Below are 15687 nucleotides of genomic sequence, written 5' to 3' on the forward strand. Positions count from 1 at the left end.
CTCAGCCCAGGCCGTACACCCTGCGGGCGTTTCCCGCCGCGATCAGGCCCGCCACGCGTTGCGCGTCCGGCAGGGACCACGCCCCCTCCGCGACCCAGGTGCCCAGTACGCGGGCCAGGGCCTCGCGGAACAGGCGGGCGCCGACCACGTGCAGTTCGGGCAGGCCCTGGGCGCCGCTGGAGAAGAGGATCTTGCCGAAGGGGGCGAGTTCCAGGATCTCCGCGAGGATCGTCGCGGCGCGGGCGCCGGTGCGGACGAGGGCCGCGCCGCAGTCGGCGTAGACGTGCGGGAAGACTCCGGCGAGGTGGGCGGCGTGGCGGTGGTAGGGGTAGGCGTGCAGCACGACGAGGTCGGTGCCGAGGCCGGCCGTCGCGCGGACGAAGTCGGTGAGCAGCACGGGGTCGGTGCGGTCGATGCGCGCTTCGGACGCCCCGAGCCCCGCGTGCAGTTGCAGGGGCAGTCCCGAGGCGACGGCGATCCACAGCAGGTGCCGTAGCAGTACCGGGTCGCTCAGTTCGCCGCCGACCCGGCGGGCGGCCAGCCATCGGCCGGCCGCGCCCCGCACCTCCCCCGGCCCGGGCGGCTCCGGCGCGAGGGCGAGGCCGTGCCGGACGCCCGCGACGGAGGTGAAGGCCACGGCGTTCGCCGCGGCCCCGTGGACCGCCTCGGCGAGGTTGGCGAGGAAGGACTCGACGGTGCCGGAGGTGTCGGCGACCTGTTCGGCGAGGAGTTCCAGGCGCACGATCTCGCGGGCCTCGGCGGCCCCGGCGGAGGCCAGCTCGGCCGGTCCTGTGAGGTCGCCGGGCAGGCCCGTGTCGACCAGGTAGGTGGTGATGCCGCTGCCGCGCAGCAGCCGGCGCCCCGATTCCAGTACGCCGAGTTCACGACGCCGGGCGAGATAGCGGGCGGGCGGGGAGTGCGGTTCCAGGCCGAGCAGCGGTGGGCACCAGCGGCGTACCGCGAACCCCGTCTGCGTGTCGAAGAACGTCGTCCCCGGGGCGGGCGGGCCCTCGGTACGCGACAACTGGGCCTCGAAGGTGCCGAGACCCAGCTCCGTTCTCAGGACGCCGTGGCAGTACTGGTCCACCAAGGACGGCGTTTCGATCATCCGGACTCCCCGAAACTGGACCTCGTACTCCTAAGGGTCCTAACGGGTGAGCCGGGTGGAGGTGTTGCGGGAGATGCCGCTCAGCCGTTCTTCGGTCCGCCGACCTGGATGCCCGCCATCCGCGTCCACTCGTACGGCCCTGTCCGCACCTTCGCCGCGAACTCGCCGTCGAAGGACTCGTGGGCGGTGATCCCGGCCTTCTCGACGGCCTGTTCGGCGAGGGCGACCGAGGGGGCCACGAGGTCGCCCCAGCCGCCGTCCTCGCCGACGAGGACGATGCGCGCGCCGCGCTCTCCGATGTACGCGACCTGGCTCTCGGCTCCGCCGTGCTCCTTGGCGAAGGCACTGATCTGCTTGGCGAGTCGGGCGGCCTTCCGCCCGTCCTTCGCCGCGTCCTTCGCGTCGACCTGCTGTGTGTCTGCCATGGCCAGGATGCTACTCACGAGTAGATGGACTGGCGAGAGCGGGCCCGTGTGACGTGCGTCAGCGCACGTCGGAGCATGTCAGCGCAGGAAGGGGTCCACCGCGACCGCCACGAACAGCAGTGACACATAGGTGATGGACCAGTGGAACAGCCGCATCTCCTTGAGCTTGCCGCCCGTCACCTCGGCCTTCGCGCGGGTGTGCAGGCCGTGCGCCTCCCACAGCCACCAGCCGCCGGCGACCAGCGCGACCGAGGTGTAGAACCAGCCGGTGTAGCCCAGGGGGGTCAGCAGCAGCGAGACGGCGACCATCACCCAGCTGTAGAGGACGATCTGCTTGGCGACGACCTTGTTGGAGGCGACGACCGGCAGCATCGGCACGCCCACGCGCGCGTAGTCGTCCTTCACCTTCATGGACAGCGGCCAGTAGTGCGGCGGCGTCCAGAAGAACATGACGAGGAAGAGGATGACCGGCGCCCACGACACGGAGTCCGTGACGGCCGACCAGCCGATCAGCACCGGCATGCAGCCGGCGATGCCGCCCCACACGATGTTCTGCGAGGTACGGCGCTTGAGGATCATCGTGTAGACGACGACGTAGAAGAGGAGCGCGCCGAGGGCGAGCCAGGCCGACAGCCAGTTGACGGTCAGGCCGAACAGGAGCGTCGAGACCACCGCGAGGGTGATGCCGAAGGCGAGGCACTCGCGCGGGCTGACCATGCCGGTGACCAGCGGGCGCTGCGAGGTGCGGTCCATCAGCGCGTCGATGTCGCGGTCGATGTACATGTTCAGCGCGTTGGCGCCGCCCGCGGAGAGGTAGCCGCCCAGGCAGGTCAGCAGCACCAGGCCGAGGTCCGGAACCCCCTGCTGCGCCAGGAACATCACCGGGACGGTGGTGATCAGCAGCAGCTCGATGATCCGCGGCTTCGTCAGCGCCACGAACGCCATGACCCGGGCCCCGAGTGGCCGCCGGCTCGGGCTCTGGCTCGTCCCGATAATCCCCACTGGACGGGATTCAACGGCCGTCACGCACACCCCTGACAGAGACTCCCAGCGAGCCTCCCCATGCGAATACGGGGTAAAGGCTCGCGCGTACCACGCCACTGTAGACGTTGCCCATACCCCGACATTCGCGGGGGTGGGGTCGTGTTGGAGAGGCCCTCCGGAAGAGCTGGGCGGCACTCTGTTGAGCACTCGTACGAGCGCCTCCGTATTCACCTGCTGAACAGCGGACACACCGGTCGGCAGGCGGATCCCGAAGACTCCCGGCAGTCTGGAATGACTCGAAAAAATGCACGTTCGCACGGGGGTAGGCTCGACAGCGGCCGGTGGGCGCCGCGTGCACCGGCATTCGACATGTGTGACATGTGGAGAGGAGCCCTGACCCAGGGTGAGCACCAAGCCGACCACCACAGACCTCGAGTGGACCGAGTTGGACCAGCGGGCCGTCGACACCGCCCGCGTCCTGGCCGCCGATGCCGTACAGAAGGTCGGCAACGGCCATCCCGGTACGGCGATGAGCCTGGCGCCTGCCGCGTACACCCTCTTCCAGAAGGTGATGCGACACGACCCGGCGGACGCCGACTGGGTCGGCCGCGACCGCTTCGTGCTGTCCGCGGGCCACTCGTCCCTGACCCTCTACACCCAGCTGTACCTGGCCGGTTTCGGCCTGGAGCTGGACGACCTCAAGGCGTTCCGCACCTGGGGTTCGAAGACGCCGGGCCACCCGGAGTACGGCCACACCACGGGCGTCGAGACGACGACCGGCCCCCTGGGCCAGGGTGTCGCCAACGCCGTCGGCATGGCGATGGCCGCCCGCTACGAGCGCGGTCTGTTCGACCCCGAGGCCCCGGTCGGCGAGTCGCCGTTCGACCACTTCATCTACGCGATCGCCGGTGACGGCTGCCTCCAGGAGGGCATCTCCGCCGAGGCGTCCTCGCTCGCCGGCCACCAGCGGCTCGGCAACCTGGTCCTGCTGTGGGACGACAACCACATCTCGATCGAGGGCGACACGGAGACGGCCGTCTCCGAGGACACCGTCAAGCGGTACGAGGCGTACGGCTGGCATGTGCAGCGCGTCGCCCCGAAGCCGGACGGCGACCTGGACCCGCACGCCCTCTACAACGCGATCGAGGCCGCGAAGCAGGTGACGGACAAGCCGTCCTTCATCGCGATGCGCTCGATCATCGCCTGGCCCGCGCCGAACGCGCAGAACACCGAGGCCGCGCACGGCTCGGCGCTCGGCGACGACGAGGTCGCGGCCACCAAGCGCGTCCTCGGCTTCGACCCGGAGCAGAGCTTCGAGGTCGCCGACGAGGTCATCGGCCACACCCGGCAGGCCCTGGAGCGGGGCGCGCAGGCGAAGGCGGAGTGGGAGAAGTCCTTCCAGCTCTGGCGCGACGACAACACCGAGCGCGCCGCCGAGTTCGACCGCGTCGCCGCGGGCGAGCTGCCGGCCGGCTGGGAGGAGAAGCTCCCGGTCTTCGAGCCCGGCAAGGGCGTCGCCACGCGTGCCGCGTCCGGCAAGGTGCTCCAGGCGCTCGGCGCGGTCATCCCCGAGCTGTGGGGCGGCTCCGCCGACCTCGCGGGCTCGAACAACACGACGATCGACAAGACGTCGTCGTTCCTCCCGGCGGACAACCCGCTGCCGGAGGCGAGCCCCTACGGCCGTACGGTCCACTTCGGCATCCGCGAGCACTCGATGGCCGCGGAGATGAACGGCATCGCGCTGCACGGCAACACCCGTGTCTACGGCGGCACGTTCCTCGTGTTCTCCGACTACATGCGCAACGCCGTGCGCCTGTCCGCACTGATGCACGTGCCGGTGACGTACGTGTGGACGCACGACTCCATCGGTCTCGGCGAGGACGGCCCGACGCACCAGCCGGTCGAGCACCTCGCGTCGCTGCGCGCGATCCCGGGCCTGAACGTCGTGCGCCCGGCCGACGCCAACGAGACGGTGATCGCCTGGCGCGAGATCCTCAGGCGCTGGACGAAGGTCTTCGGCAAGGGCGCCCCGCACGGTCTGGCCCTCACCCGCCAGGGCGTGCCGACGTACGAGCCCGACGAGAACGCGGCCAACGGCGGGTACGTCCTGTTCGAGGCCTCCTCGGGGACGCCCGAGGTGATCCTCCTCGCGACCGGTTCCGAGGTGCACGTCGCCGTCGAGGCGCGCGAGCGGCTCGAAGCCGACGGCGTGCCCACGCGGGTCGTGTCCATGCCGTGCGTGGAGTGGTTCGAGGAGCAGGACCAGGGGTACCGGGACAGCGTCCTGCCCCCGTCGGTCAAGGCCCGGGTCTCGGTCGAGGCGGGTATCGGTCTGACCTGGCACAAGTACGTCGGGGACGCCGGCCGCATCGTTTCCCTGGAGCACTTCGGTGCTTCGGCCGACGGCAAGGTCCTCTTCCAGGAGTACGGCTTCACTGCGGAGAACGTGGCCGCCAAGGCCCGGGAATCCCTCACCGCCGCCCAGCGCTGACGCTCACATACGACACGTAGGAGATGTAATTCCATGACAGACGCACTCAAGCGCCTCTCCGAAGAAGGCGTGGCGATCTGGCTGGACGACCTGTCGCGCAAGCGGATCACGTCCGGCAACCTCGCCGAACTGATCGACCAGCAGCACGTCGTGGGCGTCACCACCAACCCGTCCATCTTCCAGAAGGCGATCAGCAGCGGCGACGGCTACGAGCAGCAGCTCACCGACCTCGCCGCCCGCAAGGTCACCGTCGAAGAGGCCATCCGCATGATCACGACGGCGGACGTCCGCGACGCCGCCGACATCCTGCGCCCGGTCTTCGACGCCACCGGCGGCCAGGACGGCCGGGTGTCCATCGAGGTCGACCCGCGCCTGGCGCACCACACCACGCCGACCGTCGCCGAGGCCAAGCAGCTCGCCTGGCTGGTCGACCGCCCCAACACGCTGATCAAGATCCCGGCGACGAAGGCGGGCCTGCCGGCCATCACCGAGGTCATCGGCAACGGCATCAGCGTCAACGTCACGCTGATCTTCTCGCTGGAGCGCTACCGCGAGGTCATGGACGCCTACCTGGCGGGCCTGGAGAAGGCACAGGCCAAGGGCCTGGACCTGGCCCTGATCCACTCGGTGGCGTCCTTCTTCGTGTCCCGCGTGGACACCGAGATCGACAAGCGGCTCGACGCGCTCGGCACCCCCGAGGCCAAGGCCGCCCGCGGCAAGGCCGGCGTCGCCAACGCCCGCCTCGCCTACCAGGCGTACGAGGAGGTCTTCGCCGGCGAGCGCTGGAGCGCGCTGGCCAAGGCGGGCGCCAACAAGCAGCGCGCGCTGTGGGCCTCCACCGGTGTGAAGGACCCCGCGTACAAGGACACCCTGTACGTGGACGACCTGGTGGCGCCGAACACGGTCAACACCATGCCGGAGGCGACCCTCTTCGCCACCGAGGACCATGGGCGGATCACCGGCGACACGATCGCCGGCACCTACGAGCAGGCCCGCGCCGAGCTCGACGCCGTGGAGAAGCTCGGGATCTCCTACGCCGACGTGGTGCAGCTGCTGGAGGACGAGGGCGTCGAGAAGTTCGAGGCGTCCTGGAACGACCTGCTCAAGTCGACCGAGGCAGAGCTGGAACGCCTCGCCCCCTCGGAGGGCTGATCTCTTGTCGCCTTTCACCGGTGCCGGAGCGAATCCGCTCCGTGACCCCGCAGACCGACGGCTCCCGCGTATCGCGGGGCCGTCGGGCCTGGTCATCTTCGGCGTCACGGGCGATCTGTCCCGCAAGAAGCTCATGCCCGCCGTGTACGACCTCGCCAACCGGGGGCTGCTGCCGCCGGGCTTCTCCCTGGTCGGCTTCGCCCGCCGCGAGTGGGAGCACGAGGACTTCGCACAGGAGGTCCACGACGCCGTCAAGGAGCACTCCCGTACGCCCTTCCGCGAGGAGGTCTGGCAGCAGCTCGTCCAGGGCATGCGCTTCGTGCAGGGCACCTTCGACGACGACGACGCGTTCGAGCGGCTGCGCGGCACGATCGAGGAGCTCGACAAGGCACAGGGGACGGGCGGCAACTTCGCCTTCTACCTCTCCGTGCCGCCGGGCGCCTTCCCCGTCGTCATCCAGCAGCTGAAGAAGCACGGGCTGGCCGACCAGAAGAACGGCTCCTGGCGACGCGCGGTCATCGAGAAGCCGTTCGGCCACGACCTGACCTCGGCCGAGGATCTGAACAAGGTCGTCCACGAGGTGTTCGCCTCGGACCAGGTCTTCCGCATCGACCACTACCTGGGCAAGGAGACGGTCCAGAACATCCTGGCGCTGCGCTTCGCCAACACGATGTTCGAGCCGATCTGGAACCGGTCCTTCGTGGACCACGTGCAGATCACGATGGCCGAGGACATCGGCATCGGCGGCCGGGCCGGCTACTACGACGGCATCGGCGCCGCCCGTGACGTCATCCAGAACCACCTGCTCCAGCTCATGGCGCTGACCGCGATGGAGGAGCCCGCCTCCTTCGACGCGGACGCGCTGGCCGCCGAGAAGACCAAGGTGCTCGGCGCTGTGAGGCTGCCGAAGGACCTGGGCCGCGACACCGTGCGCGGCCAGTACGCGGCCGGCTGGCAGGGCGGCGAGAAGGCCGTCGGCTACCTCCAGGAAGACGGCATCGACGCCAAGTCGAAGACCGACACCTACGCGGCCGTCAAGCTGGGCGTCGACAACCGCCGCTGGGCGGGCGTCCCCTTCTACCTGCGCACCGGCAAGCGGCTGGGCCGCCGGGTGACGGAGATCGCGGTCGTCTTCCAGCGGGCACCGCACTCCCCCTTCGACTCCACGGCCACCGAGGAGCTGGGCGCGAACGCGATCGTCATCCGCGTCCAGCCCGACGAGGGCATCACGGTCCGCTTCGGCTCCAAGGTGCCCGGCACCTCCATGGAGATCCGGGACGTGTCCATGGACTTCGCCTACGGCGAGTCCTTCACGGAGTCCAGCCCCGAGGCGTACGAACGCCTCATCCTCGACGTGCTGCTGGGCGACTCGAACCTCTTCCCCCGCACGGAAGAGGTGGAGCTGTCCTGGAAGATCCTCGACCCGATCGAGCAGTACTGGGACAAGAACGGCAAGCCCGCGCAGTACCCGTCGGGCACCTGGGGGCCCGTCGAGGCCGACGAGATGCTCGAGCGAGACGGACGGAGCTGGCGCCGGCCATGAAGACAGACCTCACGGACACCACCGCCAGCAAGATCAACAAGGCGTTGGTGCAGGGCCGCCGTGCGATAGGCACGCCGGCCGTCGGCATGGTGCTCACCCTCGTCGTCGTCACGGACGAGGAGAACGCCTACGACGCCCTGAAGGCCGCGAACGACGCGTCGCACGAGCACCCCTCGCGCACGCTCGTGGTCATCAAGCGCGTCTCGCGCTCCTCCCGGGGCCGCACCCAGTCCCGCCTCGACGCCGAGGTGCGCCTCGGCACGGACGCGGGCAGCGGCGAGACGGTCATCCTCCGGCTGTACGGCGAGGTCTCCGACCACGCCCAGTCCGTCGTGCTGCCGCTGCTGCTGCCGGACGCGCCGGTGGTGGTCTGGTGGTCGGTGGACGCCCCGCGCGACCCGGCGGGCGACCCGCTGGGCGCCCTGGGCCAGCGCCGGGTCACCGACAGCTACGCGGCGGAGAAGCCCGTCGGCGAACTGCGCTCCCGCGCCGAGAGCTACGAGCCGGGCGACACCGACCTCGCGTGGGCCCGGATCACCCCGTGGCGCTCGATGCTGGCCGCCGCCCTCGACCAGGTCAACAGCGAGATCGTGTCCGCCGAGGTGGCGGGCGAGGAGTCCAACCCGAGCGTCGAACTGCTCGCGATGTGGCTCGCCGACCGGCTCCATGTGCACGTCCGGCGCGCGGTCTCGGCCGGTCCCGGCCTGACCCAGGTACGCCTGGAGACGACCGGCGGCCCGATCACGCTGCACCGCTCGGACGGCTCGATGGCCACGCTGGCGCTGCCCGGCCAGCCGGACCGCGCGGTGGCGCTCAAGCGCCGCGAGACGTCCGAGCTGCTCGCGGAGGAGCTGCGCAGGCTCGACCCCGACGACACGTACGCGTCCGCGCTGCGGTTCGGCGTGGACCGGCTCGGCGGGATCCAGTCGGCCGCGGAGCGGGTGGCGGTGCGGGCCGAGGCCGCCGCGCAGCCCGCGCCGTCCCTCCCGGTCCGCGCGGTGCCGGACCCGGTCACCCCGGCCGCCCCGGCCGCCCCGGCCGCGCCGAATCGGCTGGCCCTCGCCCCGTCGCAGGGCGAGGGCGAGGGTCAGGCCGACCGGCCGACTCCGGCGCAGATGCCGCCGGTCAGGAAAGCGGATTCGCCGTGAGCACGCCCCAACTGGTCGTGCACCGCGACAAGGAGCTGATGGCGCAGGCCGCCGCGGCCCGCCTCATCACGAAGATCGTGGACGCCCAGGCCTCCCGGGGCCAGGCGTCCGTGGTCCTCACGGGCGGCCGCAACGGCAACGGCCTGCTGGCCGCGCTGGCGGCGGCGCCCGCCCGGGACGCCGTCGACTGGGGCCGGCTCGACCTGTGGTGGGGCGACGAGCGCTTCCTGCCCGAGGGCGACCCGGAGCGCAACGTCACGCAGGCCCGCGAGGCCCTGCTGGACGCCGTCCCCGTGGACCCGAAGCGCGTGCACGCCATGCCCGCGTCGGACGGTCCGTACGGCGCCGACGTGGAGGCGGCCGCGGAGGCCTACGCCGAGGAGCTGGCCCGCGCGGCCGGCCCCGAGAACCACGGCGCCGTGCCCACCTTCGACGTCCTGATGCTGGGCGTCGGCCCGGACACCCACGTGGCCTCGCTCTTCCCCGAGCTGCCGGCCGTGCGGGAGACCGAGCGCACGGTGGTCGGCGTCCGCGGCGCGCCCAAGCCGCCGCCGACCCGGATCACCCTCACCCTCCCGGCGATCCGGGCGGCCCGTGAGGTGTGGCTGCTCGCGGCCGGCGAGGACAAGGCGCAGGCCGCGGCGATCGCCCTGTCCGGCGCGGGCGAGATCCAGGCCCCGGCGGCGGGCGCCCAGGGCCGCGCCCGCACCCTGTGGCTCCTGGACACGGCGGCGGCCTCCCGCCTCCCGAGAGCGCTGTACCCGCCGGCGTCCCCCTGACGCCGGCACCACCACCCCCACGGAGCCCGTACGGTCAACCGCCGTACGGGTTCCGTCCGTTGTGGGGCTGGTAGGAGCCGGGGCCGTACGGGTGCTGCTGCGGCGGCGGGTAGTACGGCGGCTGGGGCGCGCCCTGGTGGTACGGGTTGCCCTGCGCCGGCCCGTACGGGTTGCCCTGAGGGTGAGCGCGGCCCTGTGCGGGGATGCGCGGCGGGGTGGCCGGGTGGGCCGCCAGCCGGATGCCGTACCGCCGCTTGAGGCGCCGCATCTCCAGCAGGGCGATCCCCGTGACCGTGACCGGTGCGCCCAGGATGAAGACGATGCCCATGGTGAGGCTCAGGCCGTGCAGGTCGCCGGTGACCAGGTCGGGGACGGCCATCAGCCAGGTCGTCACCGTGGCGAGCAGCGGCGGCAGGGACCGGTGGACGGCGGCCGTGCCGAAGAAGTTCCCGGAGACCTGCACCGCCCCGTAGACCACCATGCCGGTCAGCCAGAGCGCCGTGAAGCCGAGCGGTACCAGCCAGAAGCCGCCGAGTGACATCGTCCCCTGCCACAGGAACACCAACCCGACGACCGAGCCGATGAAGAACAGCAGCAGCTTGAGCGAGTTGAGGAGCGGCACCCGCATCTGGCGGACGGTCCCGGTACGCCGCCACACGACAAGCATCAAGCCGACCGTCAGCGGCGTGATGAAGAGCACGACGGCGGACGCCGTCAGCATGTTCTCCAGCACTTCTTCGAAAGCGAACTTGCGCTGCACGAAGGTGTACACGCCGAAGGCCGCGACGGCTCCGGCGATGATGCGTGCCTTCTTGAGCCGATCCACGGACGGATCGACCGAGGCCGGGATCCACGCCGGGTGGTACAACGCCTGCGCCACCTGTTTCGGCTGCAGGATCGACCGCATCGACAGTCTGTCGCTCATCCAGTTCCCGCGCGTGCCAGCCAACTTCTACCTCTGATCTTGCGCAGTGCTCCGTCCTTTAGGGCGGAGGTGAGGCGCATCCTTGGTACGGAGGCGCGGAGCGCCGGAGTTCTCTGCGTCTGCGTGGTGAGGGTCAGGTGGGTCGCTGCTGGTTCTCGATGTACTGGCGGACGACGGTGAGCGGTGCGCCGCCGCATGATCCGGCGAAGTAGGAGCCGGACCAGAAGTGTCCGCCCCACAGGTACCGGCGGACATGCGCGTCGTACTCCTGGCGGAGTCGGCGCGAGCTGACGCCCTTGAGGGAGTTGACCAGCTTGGAGAGCTGGACTTTGGGCGGGTAGTGCACGAGCAGGTGGATGTGGTCCTGTTCGCCGTTGAACTGTTTCAGCTCGGCCTCGAAGTCGTCGCAGACCTCCCGCATGATCTCTTCGGTGCGGGTAAGCATGGCGTCGGTGAACGCCTTCCGCCGGTACTTCGTGACAAAAACCAAGTGAACGTGCAGGTTGTAGACAACATGGCGACCGGTTCTGACATCGGGATTAGGGTTCCAGCGCGGTGACATAAACCAATGCTAAACTCCCGGCTGTGAATCACGACACCCTGGTCAAGCGGCAGTTCGGGCACCGTGCCCGGCTTGCGCTGTCGCCTGCCGAGGTGCTGAAGACAGACGACCAGGCGCACGCCGCCCGCACGATGTGGAACTGTCTGCACGCGTGGTGGCAGATGATGCCGAAGGAGAAGCGGACGCTCGGACACGCGGACGCCGCGATCCGGCAAGCCCGTCAGGACATCGACTTCCTGGCAGTCCTCCCCGCCCAGGCCGCGCAAGCGGTCCTCAAGACGTACTTCCAGGCGTGGAAGAACTGCTGGGAAGGGCGGGCGGACGCACCGAACTTCAAGGGCCGGTTCCGGTCGGTGATGTCGGTGGACATCCCGCAGGGCCGTGACCTCAACATCGTCCGCGTGCACCGACGCTGGGGCATGGCCAACATTCCCAAGGTGGGCCGGGTCCGCTTCCGCTGGACCAAAGACCTCCCGGTGGGCAAGCACGCAGGCGCACAGAACCGGATCACCGGGGCCCGGCTGGTCAAGGACGCGCTCGGATGGCACATCGCCTTCCGCGTCCAGACCCTTGAGATCAAGCCCGAACCCCACACCGGCCCCGAAGTCGGCATCGACGTCGGGATCAACGTGCCCATCGCCCTCTCCGACGGCGAAACCCACGAGCACGGCGAGTGGCTGACCGCCAAGGAGAAGGCCAGGCTTTCGCACCTGGAGCAGCGCGCCTCGCGGCGTAAGCAGCACCGCAAGCCCGGCGAGCGCACCAGCCACCGACTGCATCGCACCTATGACCAGATCGCAGGACTCCGCGCGAAAGCCAAGCGCCGGGCCCTGGACTGGCAGCACCGTACGACCACCGTCATCGCCAAGCAGTACGGCACTGTCGTGGTCGAAGCACTCACCATCACGAACATGGTCAAGTCGGCCAGGGGCACCGTCGAGGAGCCGGGCAACAACGTTGCCCAGAAGTCCGGGCTGAACCGCTCCATCAGCGGCGAAGCGTGGGGCCGTACGGTCACGATGCTGACCTACAAGACCGCCCAGCATGGCGGCACCCTCCACCAGGTCCCGGCCCCCAACACGTCCCGGCGATGCTCCGCATGCGGTTTCATCACGCCCGGGAGCCGGGAGAGCCAGGCCGTGTTCGTATGCAAGAACCCGGACTGCGGCTGGTCGGGCAACGCCGACCACAACGCAGCCCGCAACGTCTTGCACCTGTACCGGATGGGCCACGCGCTCATCCCGGCTGCCGGGAGGGCAGTCGTCAGGCGCGCGAAGCACGTCAAACCCGCTGCCGCAAGGTAAGCAGGAATCTCCCGGCTTCAGCCGGGAGAGCACTTCAATCCCCCGAGTCGTCGCTGCGTGATCCTCGCGGATTTTACGGGAAGCGGACGGCCACTCGCCGCCCACTTCCCGCTCCGGTATCCGCTCCCCGCGCCCGGTGCCCTAACGGCCGCGCAGCTCCCGGTACTTGGCGACCAGGGCCGTGGTGGAGGCGTCCAGGCCCGGCACCTGCGCGCCCTCGGTCAGGGCGGGCTCGACGCGCTTGGCGAGGACCTTGCCGAGCTCCACGCCCCACTGGTCGAAGGAGTCGATGTTCCACACCGCGCCCTGCACGAACACCTTGTGCTCGTAGAGCGCGATGAGCTGACCGAGGACCGACGGGGTCAGTTCACGGGCGAGGATCGTGGTCGTCGGGTGGTCGCCCTGGAACGTCTTGTGCGCCACCAGCTCCTCCGGTACGCCCTCCGCGCGCACCTCATCGGGCGTCTTACCGAAGGCCAGCGCCTGCGTCTGGGCGAAGAAGTTGGCCATCAACAGGTCGTGCTGTGCCTTGAGTTCGTCGCTCAGCTCGGCGACCGGCTCGGCGAAGCCGATGAAGTCGGCCGGGATGAGCTTCGTGCCCTGGTGGATCAACTGGTAGTAGGCGTGCTGCCCGTTGGTGCCCGGCGTGCCCCAGACGATCGGCCCGGTCTGCCAGTCGACCTCCTTGCCGTCACGGCCGACGTACTTGCCGTTGGACTCCATGTCCAACTGCTGGAGGTAGGCGGCGAACTTGGACAGGTAGTGGCTGTAGGGCAGCACGGCGTGCGACTGGGCGCCGTGGAAGTTGCCGTACCAGATGCCCAACAGGCCCAGCAGCAGCGGCACGTTGGACTCGGCGGGCGCGGTGCGGAAGTGCTCGTCGACGAGGTGGAAGCCGTCGAGCATCTCGCGGAAGCGGTCCGGGCCGATGGCGATCATCAGCGACAGGCCGATCGCCGAGTCGAAGGAGTAACGGCCGCCGACCCAGTCCCAGAACTCGAACATGTTGGCCGTGTCGATGCCGAAGCCGGCGACCTTCTCCGCGTTCGTCGACAGCGCCACGAAGTGCTTCGCCACGGCCGTGTCTCCCCCACTCTCGACTTCGCTCGAGCGGGAGGTGCCCCCATCCAGCGCGGCCAGCAGCCAGGTGCGCGCGGAGGTCGCGTTGGTGATCGTCTCGATGGTGGTGAACGTCTTGGACGCGATGATGAACAGCGTCTCGGCCGGGTCCAGGTCGCGGGTGGCCTCGTGCAGGTCGGCGCCGTCCACGTTCGACACGAAGCGGACCGTGAGGTCGCGGTCGGTGAAGCCGCGCAGCACCTCGTAGGCCATCGCCGGGCCCAGGTCGGAGCCGCCGATGCCGATGTTCACCACGTTCTTGATGCGCTTGCCGGTGTGACCGGTCCAGGCGCCGGAGCGGACGCGGCCCGCGAAGTCGGCCATCTTGTCGAGGACCGCGTGCACCGCCGGGACGACGTTCTCCCCGTCGGCCTCGATCACCGCGTCGCGCGGGGCGCGCAGGGCGGTGTGCAGGACGGCGCGGTCCTCGGTGGTGTTGATCTTCTCGCCGCGGAACATGGCGTCCCGCAGGCCGAAGACGTCGGTGGCGGCGGCCAGCTCGCGCAACAGCCGCAGCGTCTCGTCGGTGACGAGGTGCTTGGAGTAGTCGATGTGCAGGTCCCCGACCTGCACCGTGTATCCGGCGCCGCGCCCGGGGTCGGCGGCGAACAGCTCCCGCAGCCCCACCTCGCCGACCTCCTCGCGGTGTTTGGCCAGAGCGGCCCACTCGGGCGTCTGGTTGAGCCTCGTACGGCCGTCTGCGTTCATGTCGGACTTCAGCCCTTCCTTGCCTGTCCATGCTGTTCAGCGCGCCTTGCCCCGCCGCTCCCAACCTAGTTGATCAGGCGGTGACGTGAGCCGTCGTGGCACCGTCCCGCGGGGCACCCACAGGTACGTCCGCCGTGGCCGCGGGTATCAACGCGGCGACGGCGAGTGCGAAGAGCAGGGCCGCCAGCAGGGCGGGCGCGTTGAGGCCGAAGGCGCCGGCCGCCGCTCCGCCGAGCAGGGCGCCCACGGGTGCGCCGGAGGTCGAGGCCGTCCGGAAGGCGGAGGCGATACGGCCCACCATGGACGCCGGACTGCGCTGCGGCCAGCAGATACGTGCCGGCGTCGGCGGCGAACGGCAGGAAGGCGCCGGCGCCGAGCAGCAGCGGCACGAACGGGCCGGCGAGCAGGCCGCCGGCGAGCTGTTGCCCGGTCATCAGGCGGGCGTTGGCCCCGCCGAGGGCCTCGGCGTCCACCAGGGAGGGCAGCAGGGCCGTGGCGGCGTTGTCGAAGAGTGTCTGAAGGGTGGTCAGCAGGAAGGCGAGGGCGAGCAGCAGGGCGATGGAGGCGTGGCCGAGGCCCACGGCGAGGGCGAAGGCGGCGACGAGCAGTCCGCGCACGGTGTCCACGGCCCACATCGCGCGCCGCTGGTCCACCCGGTCTGCGACGGCCCCGCCGAGCAGCCCGAACAGCAGCCACGGGAGGTAGGCGCAGGCGGTCACGGAGGCGATGACCAGGGGCTCGTCGGTGAGCTGGACGGCGAGCAGGGGCAGCGCGGTCGTCCGCAGCGCGTCCCCGAACCGCGAGATCACGGCGGCGCTCCACAGCCGCCCGAACCCTCCACGCCACGCGGGCGCACGCACTCCCGCCGTACCGACCGCCGCCACGACTCCCCCTCACGGTTTCGCCGGTTCACCGCAGACACGGGAACCGCTACGAAAACCGTAGAGGGCACCACTGACAATCGACCCGCACACGGACAGCCACCCGCGCCGTGAAACAGCTCCGGCCAGGCGCCTTCAGGCGCCCGGCCGGTCTCAACTTCTAGATCTCGCCCCGCAGTTTGGCGAGCGCCTCGGCGAGGATCGCCTCACCGTCCGCGTCGCTGCGCCGCTCCCGCACGTAGGCGAGGTGCGTCTTGTAGGGCTCGGTGCGCGGCGGGGCCGGGGGGTTGTCCCGGTCCTGTCCGGCCGGGAATCCGCAGCGGGGGCAGTCCCAGGTGTCGGGGACCTGCGCGTCGCTGGCGAAGCTGGGCTGCGTCTCGTGTCCGTTGGAGCACCAGAAGGAGATGCGCAGACGCGGCGCGGACTCGCCCCGCTCGGCCTCGCCCATCGGCCCCGCCCCGACCCGGCTTCCTCGGATCGCGTTGCCACTTGCCACGGTCGTAACTCCCTGCGTGATGGTGCCGCGAAGCGAGTCGGCGTTCTCGCCTCACTGCGAGC

General features: G+C 70.3%; 13 protein-coding genes and 1 pseudogene. 6 read left to right on the forward strand and 8 right to left on the reverse strand.

The annotated features are described in order from the left end of the window. Position 1: 1 nt before the first annotated feature. The 3 genes from OG352_RS10185 to OG352_RS10195 all read right to left on the reverse strand — a co-directional run bounded on the left by OG352_RS10185 (position 2) and on the right by OG352_RS10195 (position 2565). The gene (locus OG352_RS10185) at positions 2 to 1108 is read right to left on the reverse strand and encodes an amidohydrolase family protein (protein WP_329216161.1); all 1107 of its coding nucleotides are present in this window, start codon (positions 1106 to 1108) and stop codon (positions 2 to 4) included. Between the two features lie 80 nt (positions 1109 to 1188). Beyond that, a complete protein-coding gene (locus OG352_RS10190; protein WP_329216162.1) occupies positions 1189 to 1533 on the reverse strand; it encodes a hypothetical protein in 345 nt (114 codons plus the stop codon). Positions 1534 to 1611: 78 nt separating this feature from the next. Then, entirely contained in the window at positions 1612 to 2565 is a 954-nt protein-coding gene (locus OG352_RS10195) for a heme o synthase (protein WP_329216163.1), read from the reverse strand. Between the two features lie 355 nt (positions 2566 to 2920). Here OG352_RS10195 and tkt point away from each other — a divergent pair, with 355 nt between their 5' ends. The 5 genes from tkt to pgl are packed head-to-tail and all read left to right on the forward strand — an operon-like array spanning position 2921 to position 9630. After that, complete coding sequence (gene tkt, locus OG352_RS10200; RefSeq protein ID WP_329216164.1) at positions 2921 to 5008, forward strand: transketolase; 2088 nt, start codon at positions 2921 to 2923, stop codon at positions 5006 to 5008. Positions 5009 to 5041: 33 nt separating this feature from the next. Continuing rightward, positions 5042 to 6160 carry a transaldolase gene (gene tal, locus OG352_RS10205; RefSeq protein WP_329216165.1) on the forward strand — a complete coding sequence of 373 codons (1119 nt, stop codon included), beginning with the start codon at positions 5042 to 5044 and terminating at the stop codon, positions 6158 to 6160. Between the two features lie 4 nt (positions 6161 to 6164). Continuing rightward, positions 6165 to 7703: a glucose-6-phosphate dehydrogenase gene (gene zwf, locus OG352_RS10210; RefSeq protein ID WP_329216167.1), complete on the forward strand. Its 1539-nt coding sequence runs from the start codon at positions 6165 to 6167 to the stop codon at positions 7701 to 7703. Further along, entirely contained in the window at positions 7700 to 8851 is a 1152-nt protein-coding gene (gene opcA, locus OG352_RS10215; protein ID WP_329216168.1) for a glucose-6-phosphate dehydrogenase assembly protein OpcA, read from the forward strand. Before zwf ends, opcA begins: the two co-directional genes overlap by 4 nt. Continuing rightward, positions 8848 to 9630, forward strand: coding sequence for a 6-phosphogluconolactonase (gene pgl, locus OG352_RS10220; RefSeq protein WP_329216169.1), 783 nt, complete (start codon positions 8848 to 8850; stop codon positions 9628 to 9630). Before opcA ends, pgl begins: the two co-directional genes overlap by 4 nt. Positions 9631 to 9664: 34 nt before the next feature. Here pgl and OG352_RS10225 read toward each other — a convergent pair whose 3' ends face one another. Together OG352_RS10225 and tnpA are read right to left on the reverse strand one after the other, a co-directional pair. Continuing rightward, a complete protein-coding gene (locus tag OG352_RS10225; protein ID WP_329216171.1) occupies positions 9665 to 10555 on the reverse strand; it encodes a hypothetical protein in 891 nt (296 codons plus the stop codon). Positions 10556 to 10688: 133 nt separating this feature from the next. After that, the gene (tnpA, locus tag OG352_RS10230) at positions 10689 to 11117 is read right to left on the reverse strand and encodes an IS200/IS605 family transposase (protein WP_329216173.1); all 429 of its coding nucleotides are present in this window, start codon (positions 11115 to 11117) and stop codon (positions 10689 to 10691) included. A gap of 23 nt (positions 11118 to 11140) precedes the next feature. Between tnpA and OG352_RS10235 the strand changes: the two genes are divergently transcribed. Next, the gene (locus tag OG352_RS10235) at positions 11141 to 12421 is read left to right on the forward strand and encodes an RNA-guided endonuclease InsQ/TnpB family protein (RefSeq protein WP_329216175.1); all 1281 of its coding nucleotides are present in this window, start codon (positions 11141 to 11143) and stop codon (positions 12419 to 12421) included. 141 nt (positions 12422 to 12562) lie between these two features. On the opposite strand, the gene pgi is transcribed toward OG352_RS10235, so the two are convergent. The 3 genes and pseudogenes from pgi to OG352_RS10250 all read right to left on the reverse strand — a co-directional run bounded on the left by pgi (position 12563) and on the right by OG352_RS10250 (position 15625). After that, positions 12563 to 14248 (reverse strand): glucose-6-phosphate isomerase, encoded by a 1686-nt coding sequence (pgi, locus tag OG352_RS10240; RefSeq protein WP_329216176.1) that lies wholly within the window; start codon positions 14246 to 14248, stop codon positions 12563 to 12565. Positions 14249 to 14321: 73 nt separating this feature from the next. Next, positions 14322 to 15057, reverse strand: a pseudogene (locus tag OG352_RS10245) (MFS transporter). Between the two features lie 232 nt (positions 15058 to 15289). Then, on the reverse strand, positions 15290 to 15625 hold the full coding sequence (locus OG352_RS10250) for an RNA polymerase-binding protein RbpA (RefSeq protein WP_010352468.1): 336 nt from the start codon (positions 15623 to 15625) through the stop codon (positions 15290 to 15292). Between the last annotated feature and the right edge of the window lie 62 nt (positions 15626 to 15687).

Source organism: Streptomyces sp. NBC_01485, from assembly GCF_036227125.1.
In the GTDB taxonomy this organism is placed as follows: domain Bacteria; phylum Actinomycetota; class Actinomycetes; order Streptomycetales; family Streptomycetaceae; genus Streptomyces.

Bases quoted from the DNA above. Each gene is read 5' to 3' on its own strand.
- OG352_RS10185 (WP_329216161.1), bottom strand. From the start codon at position 1,108: ATGATCGAAACGCCGTCCTTGGTGGACCAGTACTGCCACGGCGTCCTG.
- OG352_RS10190 (WP_329216162.1), bottom strand. From the start codon at position 1,533: ATGGCAGACACACAGCAGGTCGACGCGAAGGACGCGGCGAAGGACGGG.
- tal (WP_329216165.1), top strand. From the start codon at position 5,042: ATGACAGACGCACTCAAGCGCCTCTCCGAAGAAGGCGTGGCGATCTGG.
- opcA (WP_329216168.1), top strand. From the start codon at position 7,700: ATGAAGACAGACCTCACGGACACCACCGCCAGCAAGATCAACAAGGCG.
- OG352_RS10225 (WP_329216171.1), bottom strand. From the start codon at position 10,555: ATGAGCGACAGACTGTCGATGCGGTCGATCCTGCAGCCGAAACAGGTG.
- tnpA (WP_329216173.1), bottom strand. From the start codon at position 11,117: ATGTCACCGCGCTGGAACCCTAATCCCGATGTCAGAACCGGTCGCCAT.
- pgi (WP_329216176.1), bottom strand. From the start codon at position 14,248: ATGAACGCAGACGGCCGTACGAGGCTCAACCAGACGCCCGAGTGGGCC.